Source organism: Shewanella mytili (assembly GCF_046765975.1).
Classification (GTDB): Bacteria; Pseudomonadota; Gammaproteobacteria; order Enterobacterales; family Shewanellaceae; genus Shewanella; species Shewanella mytili.
In genome coordinates this window covers 137,832-153,891 of sequence record NZ_JBKOUD010000005.1, presented here as the reverse complement: position 1 = coordinate 153,891, position 16,060 = coordinate 137,832, and the positions used below count along the sequence as shown (strand labels likewise).

12 protein-coding genes are annotated in these 16,060 nt (G+C 50.4%); 4 read left to right on the top strand and 8 right to left on the bottom strand.

What is annotated here, in order from left to right:
- Positions 1-17 precede the first annotated feature (17 nt).
- Positions 18-875 carry a bifunctional methylenetetrahydrofolate dehydrogenase/methenyltetrahydrofolate cyclohydrolase FolD gene (gene folD, locus ACIDEJ_RS07310; protein ID WP_411987430.1) on the top strand — a complete coding sequence of 286 codons (858 nt, stop codon included), beginning with the start codon at positions 18-20 and terminating at the stop codon, positions 873-875.
- A gap of 96 nt (positions 876-971) precedes the next feature.
- Here folD and cysS read toward each other — a convergent pair whose 3' ends face one another.
- Positions 972-2,351, bottom strand: coding sequence for a cysteine--tRNA ligase (gene cysS, locus ACIDEJ_RS07305; protein WP_411987429.1), 1,380 nt, complete (start codon positions 2,349-2,351; stop codon positions 972-974).
- A 141-nt stretch (positions 2,352-2,492) separates the two neighbouring features.
- Here cysS and ACIDEJ_RS07300 point away from each other — a divergent pair, with 141 nt between their 5' ends.
- Both ACIDEJ_RS07300 and ACIDEJ_RS07295 read left to right on the top strand, forming a co-directional pair.
- Positions 2,493-2,987 carry a peptidylprolyl isomerase gene (locus ACIDEJ_RS07300; protein WP_411987428.1) on the top strand — a complete coding sequence of 165 codons (495 nt, stop codon included), beginning with the start codon at positions 2,493-2,495 and terminating at the stop codon, positions 2,985-2,987.
- Positions 2,988-2,993: 6 nt separating this feature from the next.
- The gene (locus ACIDEJ_RS07295; protein ID WP_411987427.1) at positions 2,994-3,707 is read left to right on the top strand and encodes a UDP-2,3-diacylglucosamine diphosphatase; all 714 of its coding nucleotides are present in this window, start codon (positions 2,994-2,996) and stop codon (positions 3,705-3,707) included.
- A gap of 21 nt (positions 3,708-3,728) precedes the next feature.
- Here ACIDEJ_RS07295 and miaE read toward each other — a convergent pair whose 3' ends face one another.
- Positions 3,729-4,691, bottom strand: coding sequence for a tRNA isopentenyl-2-thiomethyl-A-37 hydroxylase MiaE (gene miaE / locus ACIDEJ_RS07290; RefSeq protein WP_411987426.1), 963 nt, complete (start codon positions 4,689-4,691; stop codon positions 3,729-3,731).
- Between the two features lie 1,087 nt (positions 4,692-5,778).
- Here miaE and ACIDEJ_RS07285 point away from each other — a divergent pair.
- Entirely contained in the window at positions 5,779-8,631 is a 2,853-nt protein-coding gene (locus tag ACIDEJ_RS07285; protein ID WP_411987425.1) for a TonB-dependent receptor domain-containing protein, read from the top strand.
- Positions 8,632-9,251: 620 nt separating this feature from the next.
- Here the strand turns inward: ACIDEJ_RS07285 and ACIDEJ_RS07280 are convergent.
- From ACIDEJ_RS07280 to pstB, 6 genes are all read right to left on the bottom strand, one after another.
- Positions 9,252-10,808, bottom strand: a complete 1,557-nt coding sequence (locus tag ACIDEJ_RS07280; RefSeq protein ID WP_411987424.1) for a peptide MFS transporter — start codon at positions 10,806-10,808, stop codon at positions 9,252-9,254.
- A 223-nt stretch (positions 10,809-11,031) separates the two neighbouring features.
- Entirely contained in the window at positions 11,032-11,391 is a 360-nt protein-coding gene (locus ACIDEJ_RS07275; protein ID WP_411987423.1) for a YajD family HNH nuclease, read from the bottom strand.
- Positions 11,392-11,427: 36 nt separating this feature from the next.
- The gene (locus ACIDEJ_RS07270) at positions 11,428-13,395 is read right to left on the bottom strand and encodes a BCCT family transporter (RefSeq protein ID WP_411987422.1); all 1,968 of its coding nucleotides are present in this window, start codon (positions 13,393-13,395) and stop codon (positions 11,428-11,430) included.
- 301 nt (positions 13,396-13,696) lie between these two features.
- Entirely contained in the window at positions 13,697-14,332 is a 636-nt protein-coding gene (locus ACIDEJ_RS07265; RefSeq protein ID WP_411987421.1) for a DUF502 domain-containing protein, read from the bottom strand.
- A 154-nt stretch (positions 14,333-14,486) separates the two neighbouring features.
- Positions 14,487-15,188, bottom strand: coding sequence for a phosphate signaling complex protein PhoU (gene phoU / locus ACIDEJ_RS07260; protein WP_411987420.1), 702 nt, complete (start codon positions 15,186-15,188; stop codon positions 14,487-14,489).
- A gap of 28 nt (positions 15,189-15,216) precedes the next feature.
- Positions 15,217-16,038, bottom strand: coding sequence for a phosphate ABC transporter ATP-binding protein PstB (pstB, locus tag ACIDEJ_RS07255; RefSeq protein WP_411987419.1), 822 nt, complete (start codon positions 16,036-16,038; stop codon positions 15,217-15,219).
- Positions 16,039-16,060: the final 22 nt, after the last annotated feature.

Genomic DNA, 16,060 nt, shown 5'->3' with positions numbered 1-16,060 from the left:
AAGGATATTCGACACCCATGACCGCTCAATTAATTGATGGCAAAGCGATAGCGCAATCCATAAGAAAAGAACTGCACCGTAAGGTGGCTGATCGCCAGGCCGCAGGCAAACGCCTGCCGGGGCTGGCGGTGGTATTGGTAGGCAATGATCCTGCCTCCCAGGTTTACGTGGGCAATAAACGCCGGGCATGTGAAGAGGTGGGGTACATCTCCCGCTCCTATGACATGCCGGAGTCAACCTCGGAAGCCGAGCTGCTGGAGCTGATTGACAATCTGAATGATGACAAAAGCATTGATGGCATATTGGTGCAGTTGCCCCTGCCTGAGCAGATTGAAGATGCCAAAGTGATTGAGCGCATCCGCCCGGACAAGGATGTGGATGGTTTTCACCCTTATAATGTAGGCCGGCTGGCACAGCGCATTCCCCAACTACGGGCCTGTACCCCCATGGGGATCATGACGCTAATCAAATCCACCGGGATTGATTTGCACGGTGTGGATGCCGTTGTGGTGGGCGCATCCAATATTGTGGGGCGCCCCATGACGTTGGAATTACTGCTGGCAGGCTGCACCACCACCACTTGTCACCGCTTTACCCATGACTTGCAAGAAAAGGTCAGCCGTGCAGATTTGTTGGTGGTGGCGGTGGGAAAACCCGGATTCATCCCCGGCGAATGGATTAAGCCAGGCGCCGTTGTGATTGACGTGGGCATCAACCGCCTGGAAGACGGGCACCTGGTGGGCGATGTACAGTTTGACAAAGCCGCTGAGCGTGCAGGCTTCATCACGCCGGTTCCCGGTGGCGTGGGCCCAATGACCATTGCCAGCTTGCTGGAAAACACCCTGTACGCGGCAGAACGTTACCACGACCGGTAATTCGCGCCTCCATGGCTGTATATCGGATGCCCAGACATTAAAGACAAAAGCCAGCATGACGCTGGCTTTTTCATTGGTTTATGGCTCACCGTAATACTACTTCTTGCGCCAAGTGGTGCCATTGGCCCCATCTTCCAAAACCACCCCCAGTTCATTGAGGCGATCCCGCGCTTTGTCCGCCGCCGGCCAGTCTTTCTCTTTGCGAGCCCGGTTACGCTCGATGATCAATGCTTCGATTTCCGCCACTTCTTCATCGCTGCCCTGCCCCTGCAAAAAAGCTTCCGGTGTAGAGCTGAGAATGCCCAGCACATCGGCAAGCTGTTTCATCGCTGCCGCCAGTGCCGCTGCCGCCATCATGTCGCTGGCTTTCAGGCGGTTAATCTCGCGTACCATGTCAAACAGTACGGAATAGGCTTCCGGGGTATTGAAATCGTCATCCATCGCCGCATTGAAACGTTGCACGTATTCGGTTGCCGCCGCCGGCGTCACGCCAAGGTCCAGGCCCTTTAACGCCGTATACATCCGCTCCAGTGCCGCGTGCGCCTGCTTGAGGTTATCTTCCGAATAGTTCAACTGGCTGCGGTAATGGCCGGACAACAAGAAATAACGCACGGTTTCCGCATCATAATGTGCCAGTACGTCCCGGATGGTGAAAAAGTTGCCCAATGATTTGGACATTTTTTCCCGATCAACCATCACCATGCCGGAGTGCATCCAGTAGTTCACATATTGGGAATCATGGGCGCAGCAAGACTGGGCAATTTCGTTTTCATGATGGGGGAACATCAGATCGGAGCCGCCGCCATGAATGTCAAAGTGATCGCCAAGATGCTTGCTGTTCATGGCCGAGCATTCAATGTGCCAACCGGGACGGCCAGCGCCCCAAGGGGAATCCCAGGTAGGCTCGCCGGGTTTGGACATTTTCCACAACACAAAATCCATGGGGTTTTGCTTGTTCTCATCCACTTCCACCCGGGCACCGGCCTGCAGCTGCTCCAGATCCTGGCCGGACAAACGGCCGTATTCCGGGAAAGAGGCCACGCTGAACAACACATCACCATCGGCAGCTACGTAAGCATGACCGCGGTCAATGAGTTGCTGCACCATCTCGATAATGTCAGCAATGTGCAGGGTGGCACGGGGTTCAAAATCCGGCCGCAAAATATTCAGTGCGTCAAAATCGGCGTGCATATCGCCAATCAGGCGCTCGGTGAGAGACTCGCAACTTTCGCCATTTTCGTTAGCCCGCTTGATGATTTTGTCATCCACATCGGTAATGTTACGCAAAAAGGTGACGTCATAACCGGCATGTCGCAGATAACGCACAATCATGTCAAATGCCACAAACGTCCTGCCATGACCAATATGACACAAGTCATAAATGGTCACGCCACACACATACATGCCCACTTTACCGGGGACAATGGGTTTGAATTCCTCTTTCTGGCGACTCAGACTGTTGTAGATCTTCAACATTGACGTTCTCTTAAGCAAAATAACGAAAAGAATAAACAGGCCCAAGAGTTTAACATTGGCACCGACGCTTGAATACCGCCCTTTAACGGCATACCAGGATAAGTTAGAATCCGCCCACTAAATTTGTCTAAAGGTAAAATTATGATCACTTTGCATACCAATCACGGCGACATCAAACTGGCGCTGAATGAAGAAAAAGCCCCACAAACCGCTGCCAACTTTGCCCAGTACGCCCAGGATGGTTTTTTTGACGGCACCATTTTTCACCGTGTGATTGATGGTTTCATGATCCAGGGTGGCGGTTTTACCGCTGAAATGCAGCAAAAACCCACCAATGCCCCCATCAAGAATGAAGCCAATAACGGCCTGTCCAACAAGACCGGTACCATCGCCATGGCCCGCACCTCGGATCCACATTCGGCAACTGCCCAGTTTTTCATCAATGTGAACGATAACACCTTCCTGGATTTCAAAAACGAGTCCATGCAAGGCTGGGGTTACTGTGTCTTTGGTGAAGTGGTAGAAGGCATGGACGTGGTTAACAAAATCAAGGGTGTCAGCACCGGTAATCGCGGCATGCATCAGGATGTGCCGCTGGAAGCCGTTGTTATCGAAAAAGTGACCATCAGCGACTAAGCGCAGATGCACACGCTGTTTATTGGCGATCTGCACCTCAGTGCCGATCGCCCCGACATCACCCAAGCGTTCATCCGCTTTCTGGATAACGACCTGGCACATGCCGATGCCCTGTACATTCTCGGGGATCTGTTTGAAGTCTGGGTGGGTGATGATCTGGCGGAGCCTTTTGCACTGGCACTGGCGGCAAAGCTGCATGATGTCAGCCAGAAACTGCCGCTGTACTTTGTGCACGGTAACCGGGATTTCCTGTTGGGGCAGCACTATGCCCGCAAAGCCGGAATGCAACTGCTGCCGGAACTCAGTTGCATCAACCTGTACGGCCGAAAAACCCTGATCCTGCATGGGGACACACTGTGCACCCTGGATGCGGATTATCAAAAATTTCGCCGCTTTCGTAATCGCCCTGTTATCCAGTGGTGTTACCGTCATCTGCCCCGGCGGTTACGGCTGAAGATTGCCGCCAAGCTGCGCCATAACAGCCAACAGCAAAATCAGCAAAAATCCCAGCAGATCATGGATGTTACGCCCGATGAGGTTTGCACCTTACTGGCAGAGCAGCACGCATCACTGATGATCCACGGGCACACTCACCGCCCGGCCATTCATCAATTGGCCAACGGACAGCAACGCGCCGTGGTGGGCGACTGGTATGAGCAAGGCAGCGTATTGCAAGTCAGTGCCGACGCCATGACCTTGCATCAACTGCCCTTTGCTTAACCCACTGATGTTAGCGTGTGCCTAGTGGCTAATGCCCGCAGCAACCGGGCACCCACTGTGAAAACGAAACTCCCCATCCGGCGACAATATCAGTGCGGCTTCCGCGGCCGCCAACGCTGCCACTCGCTCACGGATATCCGCTCCGGCAACAGATTGGGCCAACTGCAGATAATCCTGGTAATGGCGCGCTTCTGAGCGTAACAGCGACACATAAAAATGCCCCAATTCATCATCCAGATAAGGCGCCAGTTTGGCAAAACGCTCACAAGAGCGGGCTTCAATCAGCGCCCCGACAATCAGTGTGTCTACCAGGGTCTGTGGCTCATGGGTTGTCACATGCCCCATCAGTGATTTGGCATAACGTCCTGCCGACACATGATGATATGTCAGTTGCCGCTGGGCCATGATTTCCAGCACCTGCTCAAAATGATGCAACTCTTCTTTAATCAAACGCCACAGTTTGGCAATCAAATCCTCTGCCGGTAAAAAACCGTCACGGGGCTGCAACGCTTTATGGGCATAAACCCCCAATGAACTGGCAGCAGCTTCTGACGCAATCACATCAGGCGCCAGCCATTGCTGACAATACTGTAGTCCCCAGTTCACCACGGCCACCGCCTGTTCATTGTCTGCGGCATACTTGCTTAATAACCCCAAGGCCTGCTGCGCCGCTTTCACATCGCTGTCAGCAGCCTCAGCCAAGGTGGAGGGGAAAAACCATTGCTGAAATTCGGCAATTGACCATTTGCCAAACCGGAACAGGAAAAATTCGTAAGGTTTTAAGGTGTTGACCACCACATCTTGCGAAGCTACGGCATATTTGCGCAACAACTTGCCGGCAGTGGCTGCCGCTTTCCATTCACAATGGCAATGATCAATCAGCAGTGCGGACAGATTTTCAGGTTTTCGTGCTTCATCAATCCAGCTGTCCGGCGTGGGACAACCCAGAAACTGATGAATGGGCAGAAGTAATTGTGTATACATAAGTGCTGAAAATGGGGAAATCTGGCAAAATTCTCCCTTGAGGAATCCCTAGCGTCAACTCATATCCGTATTTTCTAACCATCAGCACTTGCCATGACATAAACCTCTGTTGCGCTGCGCTTGCCCTACTCCGCATTGGCAAGACGATAACAGACGCACCATTGTTAAAGAGCAACAGCATTAAAGTGAGTACTGATGCCATATGCACCATATTTGCAATGGGTATTGCATGGTTGACCGGTTTCATTTGTCCGCATTCATTTTTCAGCATACTTTTCATACCCATTAATTTTACAGGATTGCATCAAAAACAAAACAATATAAAAATAATGTAAATACAATTTTTATATATAATGTTTTAATAGGACACTGTCCTAATTAAAAACGTGACATTGCCAACCATGCACGATTCATTACACTTGAACAATAAATAGTCATTAATAAAGTGCATTATTTAACAGGATATTCTAATACTGCTCAAATAATGTTCGACCGATTATTTTTATAAAAATGAACAGCAATAAATTAACTCAAAAAAATTTCAGCACCTGCCGTAATATCACCCTATGGTGACACTGGGGATTAGCACTTTGCGTTTTAAAACATAAACAATGGACATACACTATCCATATGATTTTACTTCGAATTATTTTAATTCCACTTGAGATATTTAATGTTTTTAATGATCTATAAAACAATGATAAAACTTAGTCGGGTCTCCCATTTTTCAGAAGTAAATCTGAAATCAATATCTTAAACAATACCAAAGCTAACCGTAATCACCCACAAAAGAAACATATTGTTAAACTTTTAATTTTATTGGTGTAACAATTCGAGCGATGCATGCAATCATTTTGCATAATAAAACACTTGTCATTTGCTCATTACCTTTTATATGCTATTCAGTCAATATTGATATTCAAAAGCAAAACTTAACATTAAGGAAATTTGTAACAGATACGTTGTGATTTTAACTCTGAATGATATATTCCAAGACTTGCCACCTAATTATAGGTGCATAGCTAAACGTTAACCATAAAATTAACAATTATTATCAAATCAATAACAACATTTAAAAGGGAGAAATATGCCGACTAAAACCAAATTGGCAGAATGGGTCGCTTTGTCGTTAATCGGCGGCGCTGTCATTTCTATCCCAGCTCAGGCTGCTGATACCGAAAAAGACGCTGACACTCAAAATTACGAGCATATTCAAGTCACCGGTTCTCATATTGTCAGGGAAAGTGCCTATGCCCCCACCCCTGTTACCGTAGTCACCGGTGAAGAGCTGTTGGGCACTGGCGTGACCAACATCGGTGAAGCCCTGAACCAACTGCCAGCACTTGGCAGCACTTACTCTCTGGCCAACTCTGGTGGCAGCTCCATTGGTACTGCTGGCCTGAACATTCTTGACCTGCGCAACCTGGGCACCTCCAGAACACTGGTACTGGTAAATGGCAAACGCCATGTGTCCAGTGAAGCCGGTACTGCTGCGGTGGACGTAAACACCATTCCCAGTGCCTGGGTAGATAAAGTGGAAATCATCACCGGTGGCGCTTCTGCCATTTATGGTGCGGATGCGGTCACCGGTGTGGTGAACTTCATCCTGAAGAAAAACATCAATGGCCTGGAATTCAATGCCTCCATCGGCAGTGCTGACGACACTGACTTCAGCAAGAAACGGGCATCTTTCTCTTACGGTACCGACATTGACAACGGTCGCGGTAATATCGCGTTCTCCGCTGAATATTCTGGTCAGAATAGCCTGCACGCAATGGACAGGGAACAGACCAGCGGCTCCTACGCCTCTATGAAAAACAATGCCGTAGGCCGTGTGGATGACAATAACCCTAATAACCCGGATAAAATTTACACGCCTAATTCAGGTTATTATGCCATCGCCAATGACGGTCGTTTCCAGTTGGGCGATGTATGGAAAAAAATCAATGCTGACGGCACCATCAGTGACGTTAACCTGGGCAGTAACGTATATAACTATTACTGTACTGATTGTGACAGCATCAACCTGAACCAGTTTGATGAGCTGCAGCCCAAGTTTGAACGCTACAATGTCAACTTCAAGGGTAACTACGATGTCACGGCAGATGACTCCGTATACTTTGAAGCCAAATATGTGCGCAGTGATGCCACCAACAACTCACAGCCGGCATTTTTCTTCTTCAATCCCAAAAATACTGTCTCCATCGATAACGCCTTTATGGATCCGATGCTGAAACAGATGATGCAGGATGAAGGTGTTACTTCATTAACCATCAACCGCTTCATGACCGACACCGGGCTGCGCGTTGAAAATGACACCCGCGAAACCCAACGTTACGTGCTGGGCATGGAAGGGACGGTTGCCACTGACTGGAACTATGATGTTTACGCGGTATATGGCCAGACTGACCTGACCCGTGAAAACCAGAACAACCTGATTTATGACAACTACATTAATGCACTTGATGCCATTAAAGATGCTGATGGCAACATTGTATGCCGTAGTGAAGATGCCCGCAGCGAAGGCTGCGCCCCCATCAACATCTTTGGTTATGGCGCCCCTAGCCAGTCAGCCATCAACTACATCAATGTAGACCTGACCGGTACATCGGTTATCAAGCAAACCGTACTGGGCGGTAACATCACCAACTCCGGCATTTATGAGCTGCCTGCAGGTTATGTGGGGTTCTCTACCGGTGTTGAATACCGTAAAGAAGAAAGTGCCATCCACGAGCCGGATTATCCGAAAGAAACCTTCTTTAACTCCCTTGGGGAAGACAAAGGCTCCTTCAACGTAAAAGAAGTGTATGCCGAGCTGTCAATTCCACTGCTGGCCGATCTGCCATTAATCCGCCAGTTGGATCTGGATGTGGCTGCCCGCTATGCAGACTACAGTTCCATTGGCTCTGCCACCACCTGGAAAACCGGCCTGAACTGGGAAGTGTCTGACGAGCTGCGGATGCGTACCACCTATTCACGGGCAATCCGCGCACCTAACATCAGCGAATTGTATGGCGCTGCCAGTCAAACTTATTTTGGCATTTCAGACTCCTGTAAACTGGAGAACCTGAACCAATTGGCAGACTCTGCTACCCGCCGTAAAAACTGTGCGGATTTGGGGATCCCTGCTGACTTTGACTCCGATTATGACGGAGCTTACGTTGAAGGTCTGCAAAGCGGTAACCATGACTTGGCGCCTGAAAAATCCACCAGTTATACACTGGGTGCGGTATTCCAGCCTAACGCCGTTTCCGGGCTGTCCATTTCTGTAGACTACTGGAACATCAGCATTGATGATGCCATCAGCAGCATTGGCGCACAGGACATCATTGATAAATGTCTGGACTCTGAAACCGGCATTGATAACCAGTACTGCCAGCTTATCACCCGTGACAGCAGCAGCCATGAGATCACCTTAATCCAGCGCCACTCTCTGAACCTGGCAAAACTGGAAGCCTCCGGGGTAGATTTGGATCTGGGTTACGAAATGGATTTGGGTAAAGGCACACTGTTTACCAGCCTGATTGCCACCAAGCAAATCCGTAACCGTAAATACAGCTTCCAGGATGATCCTAGCCAGTATGAAGATTACGTTGGGGTAGTGGGCACACCGGAATGGGAAGCCAACATCGACCTGAAATACAGCCTGGATAACTGGCAGGCCAACTGGCGTACCCGCGTGATTGACAGCGTCAGCCTGTATACACCACAGGAAATTGATCGCAACGCTAACCCCAACACCCTGATGAGTTATGCCACTTATGCCATCAGTGACATGTCTGTGGGTTATAAGTTTGATAACGGTCTGGGCCTGAAGGTGGGTGTGGATAACGTATTCGATCGTGACCTGCCATTTGGCACCAGCGGTACCGGCAGCGGTTCTGCCATGTATGACAACGTTGGCCGTTACTACTTCGCGACCATAAGCTTTAAGATGTAAGCGTTAACGCATACATCTGACAGTCCCCTCGGGGAGCCATGCCGCTCATGTTCAAAATGAGCGGCATTTTTTTACATGGCTGAAAACAAGCTCTCTCTCAGACCGACAAGGCTGAGGGGACTTCTCACTTAAGGTGTCGCCCCATTTAGCTTTTACAGCCCGCCCATGCCATTACTGTCCATAACGCTGCCCATAATGCTGTCCCATAAACGCCGGGACACCACGGCAGATACCGTAATGCCTCATTATCAAAGATGGTGGAAACACCAAAGGGCATCATGGATAGAGCACCATGGGGGAAACGCTTGCGCTGCTTCATGGCGAGCTTGGTGGCATTGCGGCTACAAAGCCTCTAAAAGCCCCTAAAAGACCGCAACGACAAGCCAACCGATAAATAGGACATGCATATTCCCTGACAATGACCTACAGCTCTTTTTCATGGCGATGCACACGCTCATCCATGCACTCAACGTGACAATCCTTGAATGACGTACAACCAAAAGAGCTCAGATTGACAGACGGGACATGCAAACAGCAAAAAGCCGGAGAGAACTCCGGCTTTCAGGTTGGCACTTATTTGGCCCTTACATTGTGCCATTGGCTATTGGCACTGACGGTGATTACTGCTCTTTTTTCACATCACCTAAAGTGGCAGCCGCATCTTCACCGTAACCATTGCCGTTGTGGGCATGGTGGGTTTCAGTGAGGCGACGCATCAGCGGCAATACGGCCAAGGCAATCAGCGTACAGATAACGGCGGCAATCCCCAGTTTATTGAACAGACTGGTATAGATGGGCAACGTCAGCACGGGATCTTTAATATCTTCCGGTACGCTGGCAAAGTTAGCCACCACACCACCCAGATACTGAGAAATACCGGATGCCACGAAATAAGCCCCCATCATGAAGCCACCCATCCGGGCCGGCACATAACGGGCAATCATCGCCAGCCCCAGACCACTTACCAGCAGCTCGCCCAAAGAGTATGAACCGTAACCCCAGATCATCACCCAAGAGGAGGTTTTACCGTTGACGGCAAACTGGCCGGCAAAGCTGTAAATGAAGAAACCCAGCGCCACTACCGCAAAGCCCAAGGCAAATTTTCCGGCAATGGAGAAATCCTTGTTATTGCGACCGGCCCAGGAATAGGTCCAGGCCAGGATGGGGCTCAACACCATAATCCAGATGGGGTTCAGCGCCTGGAACTGTGCAGGAGACCATGTCCACAGATGCACGCCAAACATGTTGAAGTCCCAGTCCACATTACGCAATGCAAACAATGCCAGTGATGTGGACATCTGCTGGTAGAACACGAAGAAGAACACGGTTTGCACAGTCAATACCAGCGCGGCAATCAACCCGGCACGCTCACTGGCTTCACTGTTGCGAATGAGGAATGCAAAAATGGCCAGTACGGCAATACCAGCGGCGTATACAAAGATACGGGCCACTGTTTGATATTCCAGAATGATGGCGGACAACACCACTGAGGCGGCAGCGGCAGCCAATACAATGGCCAATTTGCTTTTATCCACCGGGCGGGTATCAGGCTCAGAACCAAACTGGCTCAGCGTCTTGCGCATCAAGGCATAGTTGCCCAGCCCCACCAGCAAACCCACACAACATACGGCAAATGCGGCATGCCAGCCAAATTCGTTGCCATAGGTGGCATTGACGTAATCTTTGATCCATGGCGTCAGCAGCATGGAGAACGTGGAACCCACGTTAACCGCCATATAATAGATGGTAAAGGCGGAGTCGATTTTGGAATCATCGCCTTCATAAATCTTGCGGACCAGGTTACCGGCATTGGGTTTGAACAAACCGTTACCGACAACGATTACCCCTAACGCGGCAAACAGGAACCAGGTATTTTCGGTGGGTACCGTCATCAATGCGTAACCTACCGACAACACCCCGGCACCCAGTAACATGGTGCGTTTTGTGCCGAGGATTTTGTCCCCGACCCATCCGCCAATTGCGGGTGATACGTAAATCAGTGCCGCACAGGCACTCCAAACCAAGTTCGCACGGCTATCATCAAAGCCTAGACGCTGTACCATAAAGTACACGATCAACGCCTGCATGCCGTAATAGCCAAAACGTTCCCAGAGTTCAATCAGGGACACCGTCATAAACGAGTGTGTCTTGTTTATCTTAGCTGAGCCAAGAGTCATATTGCTTGCTTCCATCATTGTTGTAGTAATGTTTAAGGACACGAGTATAAGTCGAGAACTGATGTAAACCAATGCTGTACATCAGCAAAACAGACTTTGTTACAAAAGCCCTGGGTATTTTTATGCTGCAAAAGGCGCGGATACAACCACCAAAGTAACGTGCTTGTGATGCACGTCAAACACCAAAACACACCGGCAAGACCGGTGTGTTATTAAGTGCTTGCTAACCTTTTTTAGCCATCATTGCCTTGAGATCGGCAAAAGGATTAAATGTTGCAGGTGCCTGTTTGGCATCACGGGTATCGCCATAGGATACCAGCTCCTCAAAACGCGCATGCTCATTGTCATGACAATACAGACACAACAGTTCCCAATTGGAACCGTCCGATGGGTTGTTATCGTGGTTATGATCCCGATGATGCACAGTGAGCTCACTCAAATTTTTATGGGTGAACTCACGGGCACAACGACCACACACCCAAGGATAGAGTTTTAATGCCTGTTCCCGATAGCCCTTTTCCCGGTTAGCCCGGTACTCTCTGGCCTCCGCCAGTACCCGATCCAATTTGCTCGGTGTTGTCATGATAATAATTCCTACGCACCTTACGACACTGCAACGTTAATTACTCACATACTCCGCATTTGAAAGATGCAGATAATGCAGGTATTTCTCGTATTGGGTTACCACATCCGCCTGTAGCTGTTCAGCGGTATACCCCATGACATCATAATACTGACCGCCATGTTCAAGAAACACTTCTACCCGATAATAGTGCCTATCGTCGGTTTCAGGCAATCCTGGCAAGGTATAACTGCGGATCCGCAATGCGTATACAAAGGTTTGCAGTTCGGGAATGTCATCAATCACCAAGCGCACCCGCTCCAATTCATACTGCAACTTGGCGTGGATCCCCCGCTGCACGAATTCTCGGCCCACATTGGACAATGCCGGCTCCGCCACTTCATCCAGGTATTTGCGGGCTTCTTTATAGGAAGGTTGCGATACCAGCACATCCAAATGAGTTTGCCAGGACACACTGGTTTGGGTGTATTGCACACTGGTGTTGTGCAGGCGCACACTCATCAGTTTTAACCTGTCATCCTTAAGCGCCTTGAACAGGCCGATGCACATCAACAGCATCACGATTAAAAAAGGCATGGCACTGGCAATGGAGGCGGTTTGCAATGCTTTAAGCCCCCCAGCCAACAGCAATACCGAGGCCACTATCCCTTCCGATAAAGCCCAAAACACCCGCTGCCAAACCGGCGTGTTTTCATCGCCGCCAGAGGTCAGGTTATCCACCACCAATGAACCGGAGTCAGATGACGTCACAAAGAAAGTCACCACCAGACACACCCCCAGGATTGAAAGCAACCCTGACCAAGGAAGATGCTGGAAAAAGGTGAACAAGGCCACGGAGACATCGGATGAAACCGCATCGGCCAGATACTGGGCACCATGGTTGGCAATGGCATCAATGGCCGAATTGCCAAACACGGTCATCCATAAAAAAGTGAAACCGGTTGGCACAAACATCACACCGACCAAAAACTCACGAATGGTGCGACCACGGGAAACACGGGCAATAAAGGTCCCCACGAAAGGTGACCAGGAAATCCACCAACCCCAGTAGAACAGGGTCCAACCGCCCAACCAGTCATTTTTCTGCTGATAGGCATAAAGGTTGAATGTCTTGTTAACGATGTCACTGAGATAAGCCCCGGTGTTTTGCACAAAATGCTGCAGCAAATCCACGGTGGGCCCAACCAGCAGCACGAACATCATCAGCACGAATGCCAGGGCCATGTTGAGTTCGCTGAGAATTTTAATCCCTTTATTCACCCCGGATACCACAGAGATGGTGGCCAAAAGGGTAATAACGGTAATCAGCCCCACCTGCACCCAAGGTGATATGGGGAAGTTATCCCCCATCAAGAAATGCAGGCCGGAGTTCACCTGAGCCACCCCGAAGCCCAGCGAGGTAGCCACCCCTAACACTGTGCCCAATACTGCAAGTGTATCAACGGCATGGCCAATGGGCCCGTAAATGCGGTTACCAATGAGCGGATACAAGGCACTGCGGGGCAGCAGGGGCAACTTGTGGCGATAACTGAAATAGGCAAGGCTCAACGCCACTATCGCGTAAATGGCCCAAGCGTGCAGTCCCCAGTGGAAGAAAGTGATTTTCATCGCCTCTCTGGCGGCCGCCAGGGTTTGGGGGTCCGCATCAGGGGGTGCCAGATAATGCATGACCGGCTCACCAATGCCGAAAAACATCAAGCCAATCCCCATCCCGGCAGAAAACAGCATGGCAATCCAGGTTTTATAGCTGAAATCCGGCTCCGAGTGATCCGGCCCCAGTTTGATATCGCCGTAGCGACTGAGCATGATGAACACAACAAACACTAAAAAGATGGCCACCGCCATCACATAAAGCCAACCGGCTTTTATTTGCAACCAACTCTGCACACTATTGAACAGGCTTTGGGATTCTACCGGCCAGGCGGCTGCAATAAACACCAATGCCGCCAAACAAAAAACTGACGCAAAAAACACTGGTGGATTAATACTCGCTTTTTTAGACATATATGCTCCCATCAGATGGCAGGCCGCTGCTAGATCAACCCATTACCGACGATACGTTGTTGTTATCGGCTGCAGCAGCCAAAACATTGCCAATGGGCGACAGCATAGGTAACACAGCAACATAGTGGCTCCGCGGACAAGGTGTCTCACCCTGGGATATGGCGCCACAAGTCCACGCCGGCTTCAGGGGCGAAGACAAAGGTCACCGGGGGAAAACTAACCGGCTGACCGACTGCGATTACTACTGTTTTGGCAACAATTCACGGCGATTATACACAAAAACAGCCATATTGGGGAGGGCTTATTCCGTTTTGTTCGGTACGCCGTACTTTTTATCTTGTGATCCCGCCGTGGCGGATTCTGACGTTTGGGAGATCCCCGCCGTCAGATTAAAACGCATAGCCTCTTCAAAAGACCAATCCACCTTGATTAAATCTTCCCGTTTCACAAGGCTGGTAACCCCGGCCATTTGATAGGACAACTGGAACAACACGGGTACCCACTCCCCTGCTGGCAAGGCATCCAGCAACGGCTGTGGCGGGGTGTCGGTCATGATAAACCCCACCACATAGCCGCCGTTTGCCTGGCGTACCAATACGGTTTGTTGCGAGTTGGGCCTGGATGGGTCACGGTTCATCAAAGACGCAATATCCCGAATGCTGCCATACACCGACTTGAACAGCGGAAAGCGCATGAGTTGCCGCTCAATCCAGCTCCACAGCCACACGACCGGACTGACAGAAAACAATAATCCGGCAATGAACACCAACGCCACCACCAGTAAAAAACCCGCGCCCGGAAATAATGTCGGGGCTTGCACCAACGCCAACAACTGTTGTCCCAAGGCGTCCAATGAAGCAAATAGCGAGGCAAACAGCCATAAACTCAAGGCCATGGGCAAAAGATTGAGCAATCCACGGATCAACGTTTTTTTCATAAAGTCCTGCTCCCGAATGGCCGTTAAACACGGCGTGACATCACCGCTGCGAATGGCGTCGCCGCTTTGGGGCTGACGTGATGCCGCGCCTATCCGGCTGTCAGCCCAAAGAAAAAACGCCAACAATTGTCGGCGTTTTCACAGTGCATGTAGCTTAGTCTTTTTCCATCTCTTCATAAGAGACATGGCGTACATCGCGGCCTTTTACGTAGTAAATCACGTATTCGCATATGTTCTTGCAGCGATCCCCTACCCGCTCAACCGCTCTTGCCGCCCACAAGACGTCCAGAATGCCGGGGATGGAGCGGGGATCTTCCATCATGTAGGTCATCAACTGGCGGATGATGCCTTCATATTCCTTGTCCAGCTTGGCATCTTCTTTATGCAGTTCGATGGCGGATTCCGCATCCATGCGTGCCAAGGCGTCCAGCGTGGCATGCAGCAAGCGGGTGGCATGGCGCCCCATGCTTTCAATGCTCACCAGCAAGGGTTGCTGGTTGTTGTTGCGTTTTTCCAGCGCCGCCTTGGCAATGCGCACGCAAGCATCGCCGATACGTTCCAGATCCGCAATGGTTTTGGAAATGGCAATCACCAGGCGCAAATCGCTGGCAGTAGGCTGGCGCTTGGCAATGATGCGGGTGCACTCTTCGTCAATGTCCACTTCCATGCCATTGACCCGGTGATCCCCGTCAATCACTTCCTGTGCCAGCTCCATGTCCAGTGAACCCAGCGCATCCAGGGATTGCTCCAGCTGCTGCTCCACCAGCCCGCCCATGGCCAGCACCTTATTGCGAATATCTTCCAGTTCGGCACTGAACTGACCGGAAATATGTTTATTGAGAGTCTTGCTTTCCATTACATCTGCCCTTGTTCAGTGACGACCGTTAACCATAACGACCGGTAATATAATCTTCGGTTTTACTCTGTTTGGGAGTGGTAAAAATGGTGTTGGTGTCGCCATATTCCACCAGCTCGCCCATGTACATGAAAGCGGTCTGATCCGATACCCGCGCAGCCTGCTGCATGTTGTGGGTCACAATCACCACGGTAAAGCGGGTTTTCAGCTCGCTTATAAGCTCTTCAATGGTCAAGGTGGAGATGGGGTCCAGCGCGGAGGTGGGTTCATCAAGCAGCAAGACTTCAGGCTCGATGGCAATGGCCCGGGCGATAACCAAACGCTGCTGCTGACCGCCGGACAATCCAAAAGCGTTATCGTGCAGGCGATCTTTCACCTCATCCCAAATGGCCGCGCCCCGTAGTGAACGCTCACAAGCTTCATCCAGCTGGCGACGGTTATTAATCCCCTGCAAACGCAAGCCGTAGACAACGTTTTCGTAAATGGATTTTGGGAAGGGGTTGGGCCGCTGGAACACCATGCCCACATTGCGGCGCAATTTGGCCACATCCACTTTTTTGTCGTAGATGTTTTGCCCTTTCAACAGTATTTCGCCGTCAATGCGGCAGTTATCCACCAGATCATTCATGCGGTTGATACAGCGCAACAACGTGGATTTACCACAACCGCTGGGGCCGATGAAAGCCGTGACTTTTTTCTGGGGGATTTTCATCGATACATTAAACAGTGCCTGCTTGTCACCGTAGTGCAAGTTAAGGTCGCAAATTTCCAGCGCCGTCTGTTCCGGCGGCAGATTTTGCAAATCCACTTTGGCAGCAGAGGTCATTACCGAGGCGTCTATCGAGATCATATGTTTATCTGTCCTGTCTCTT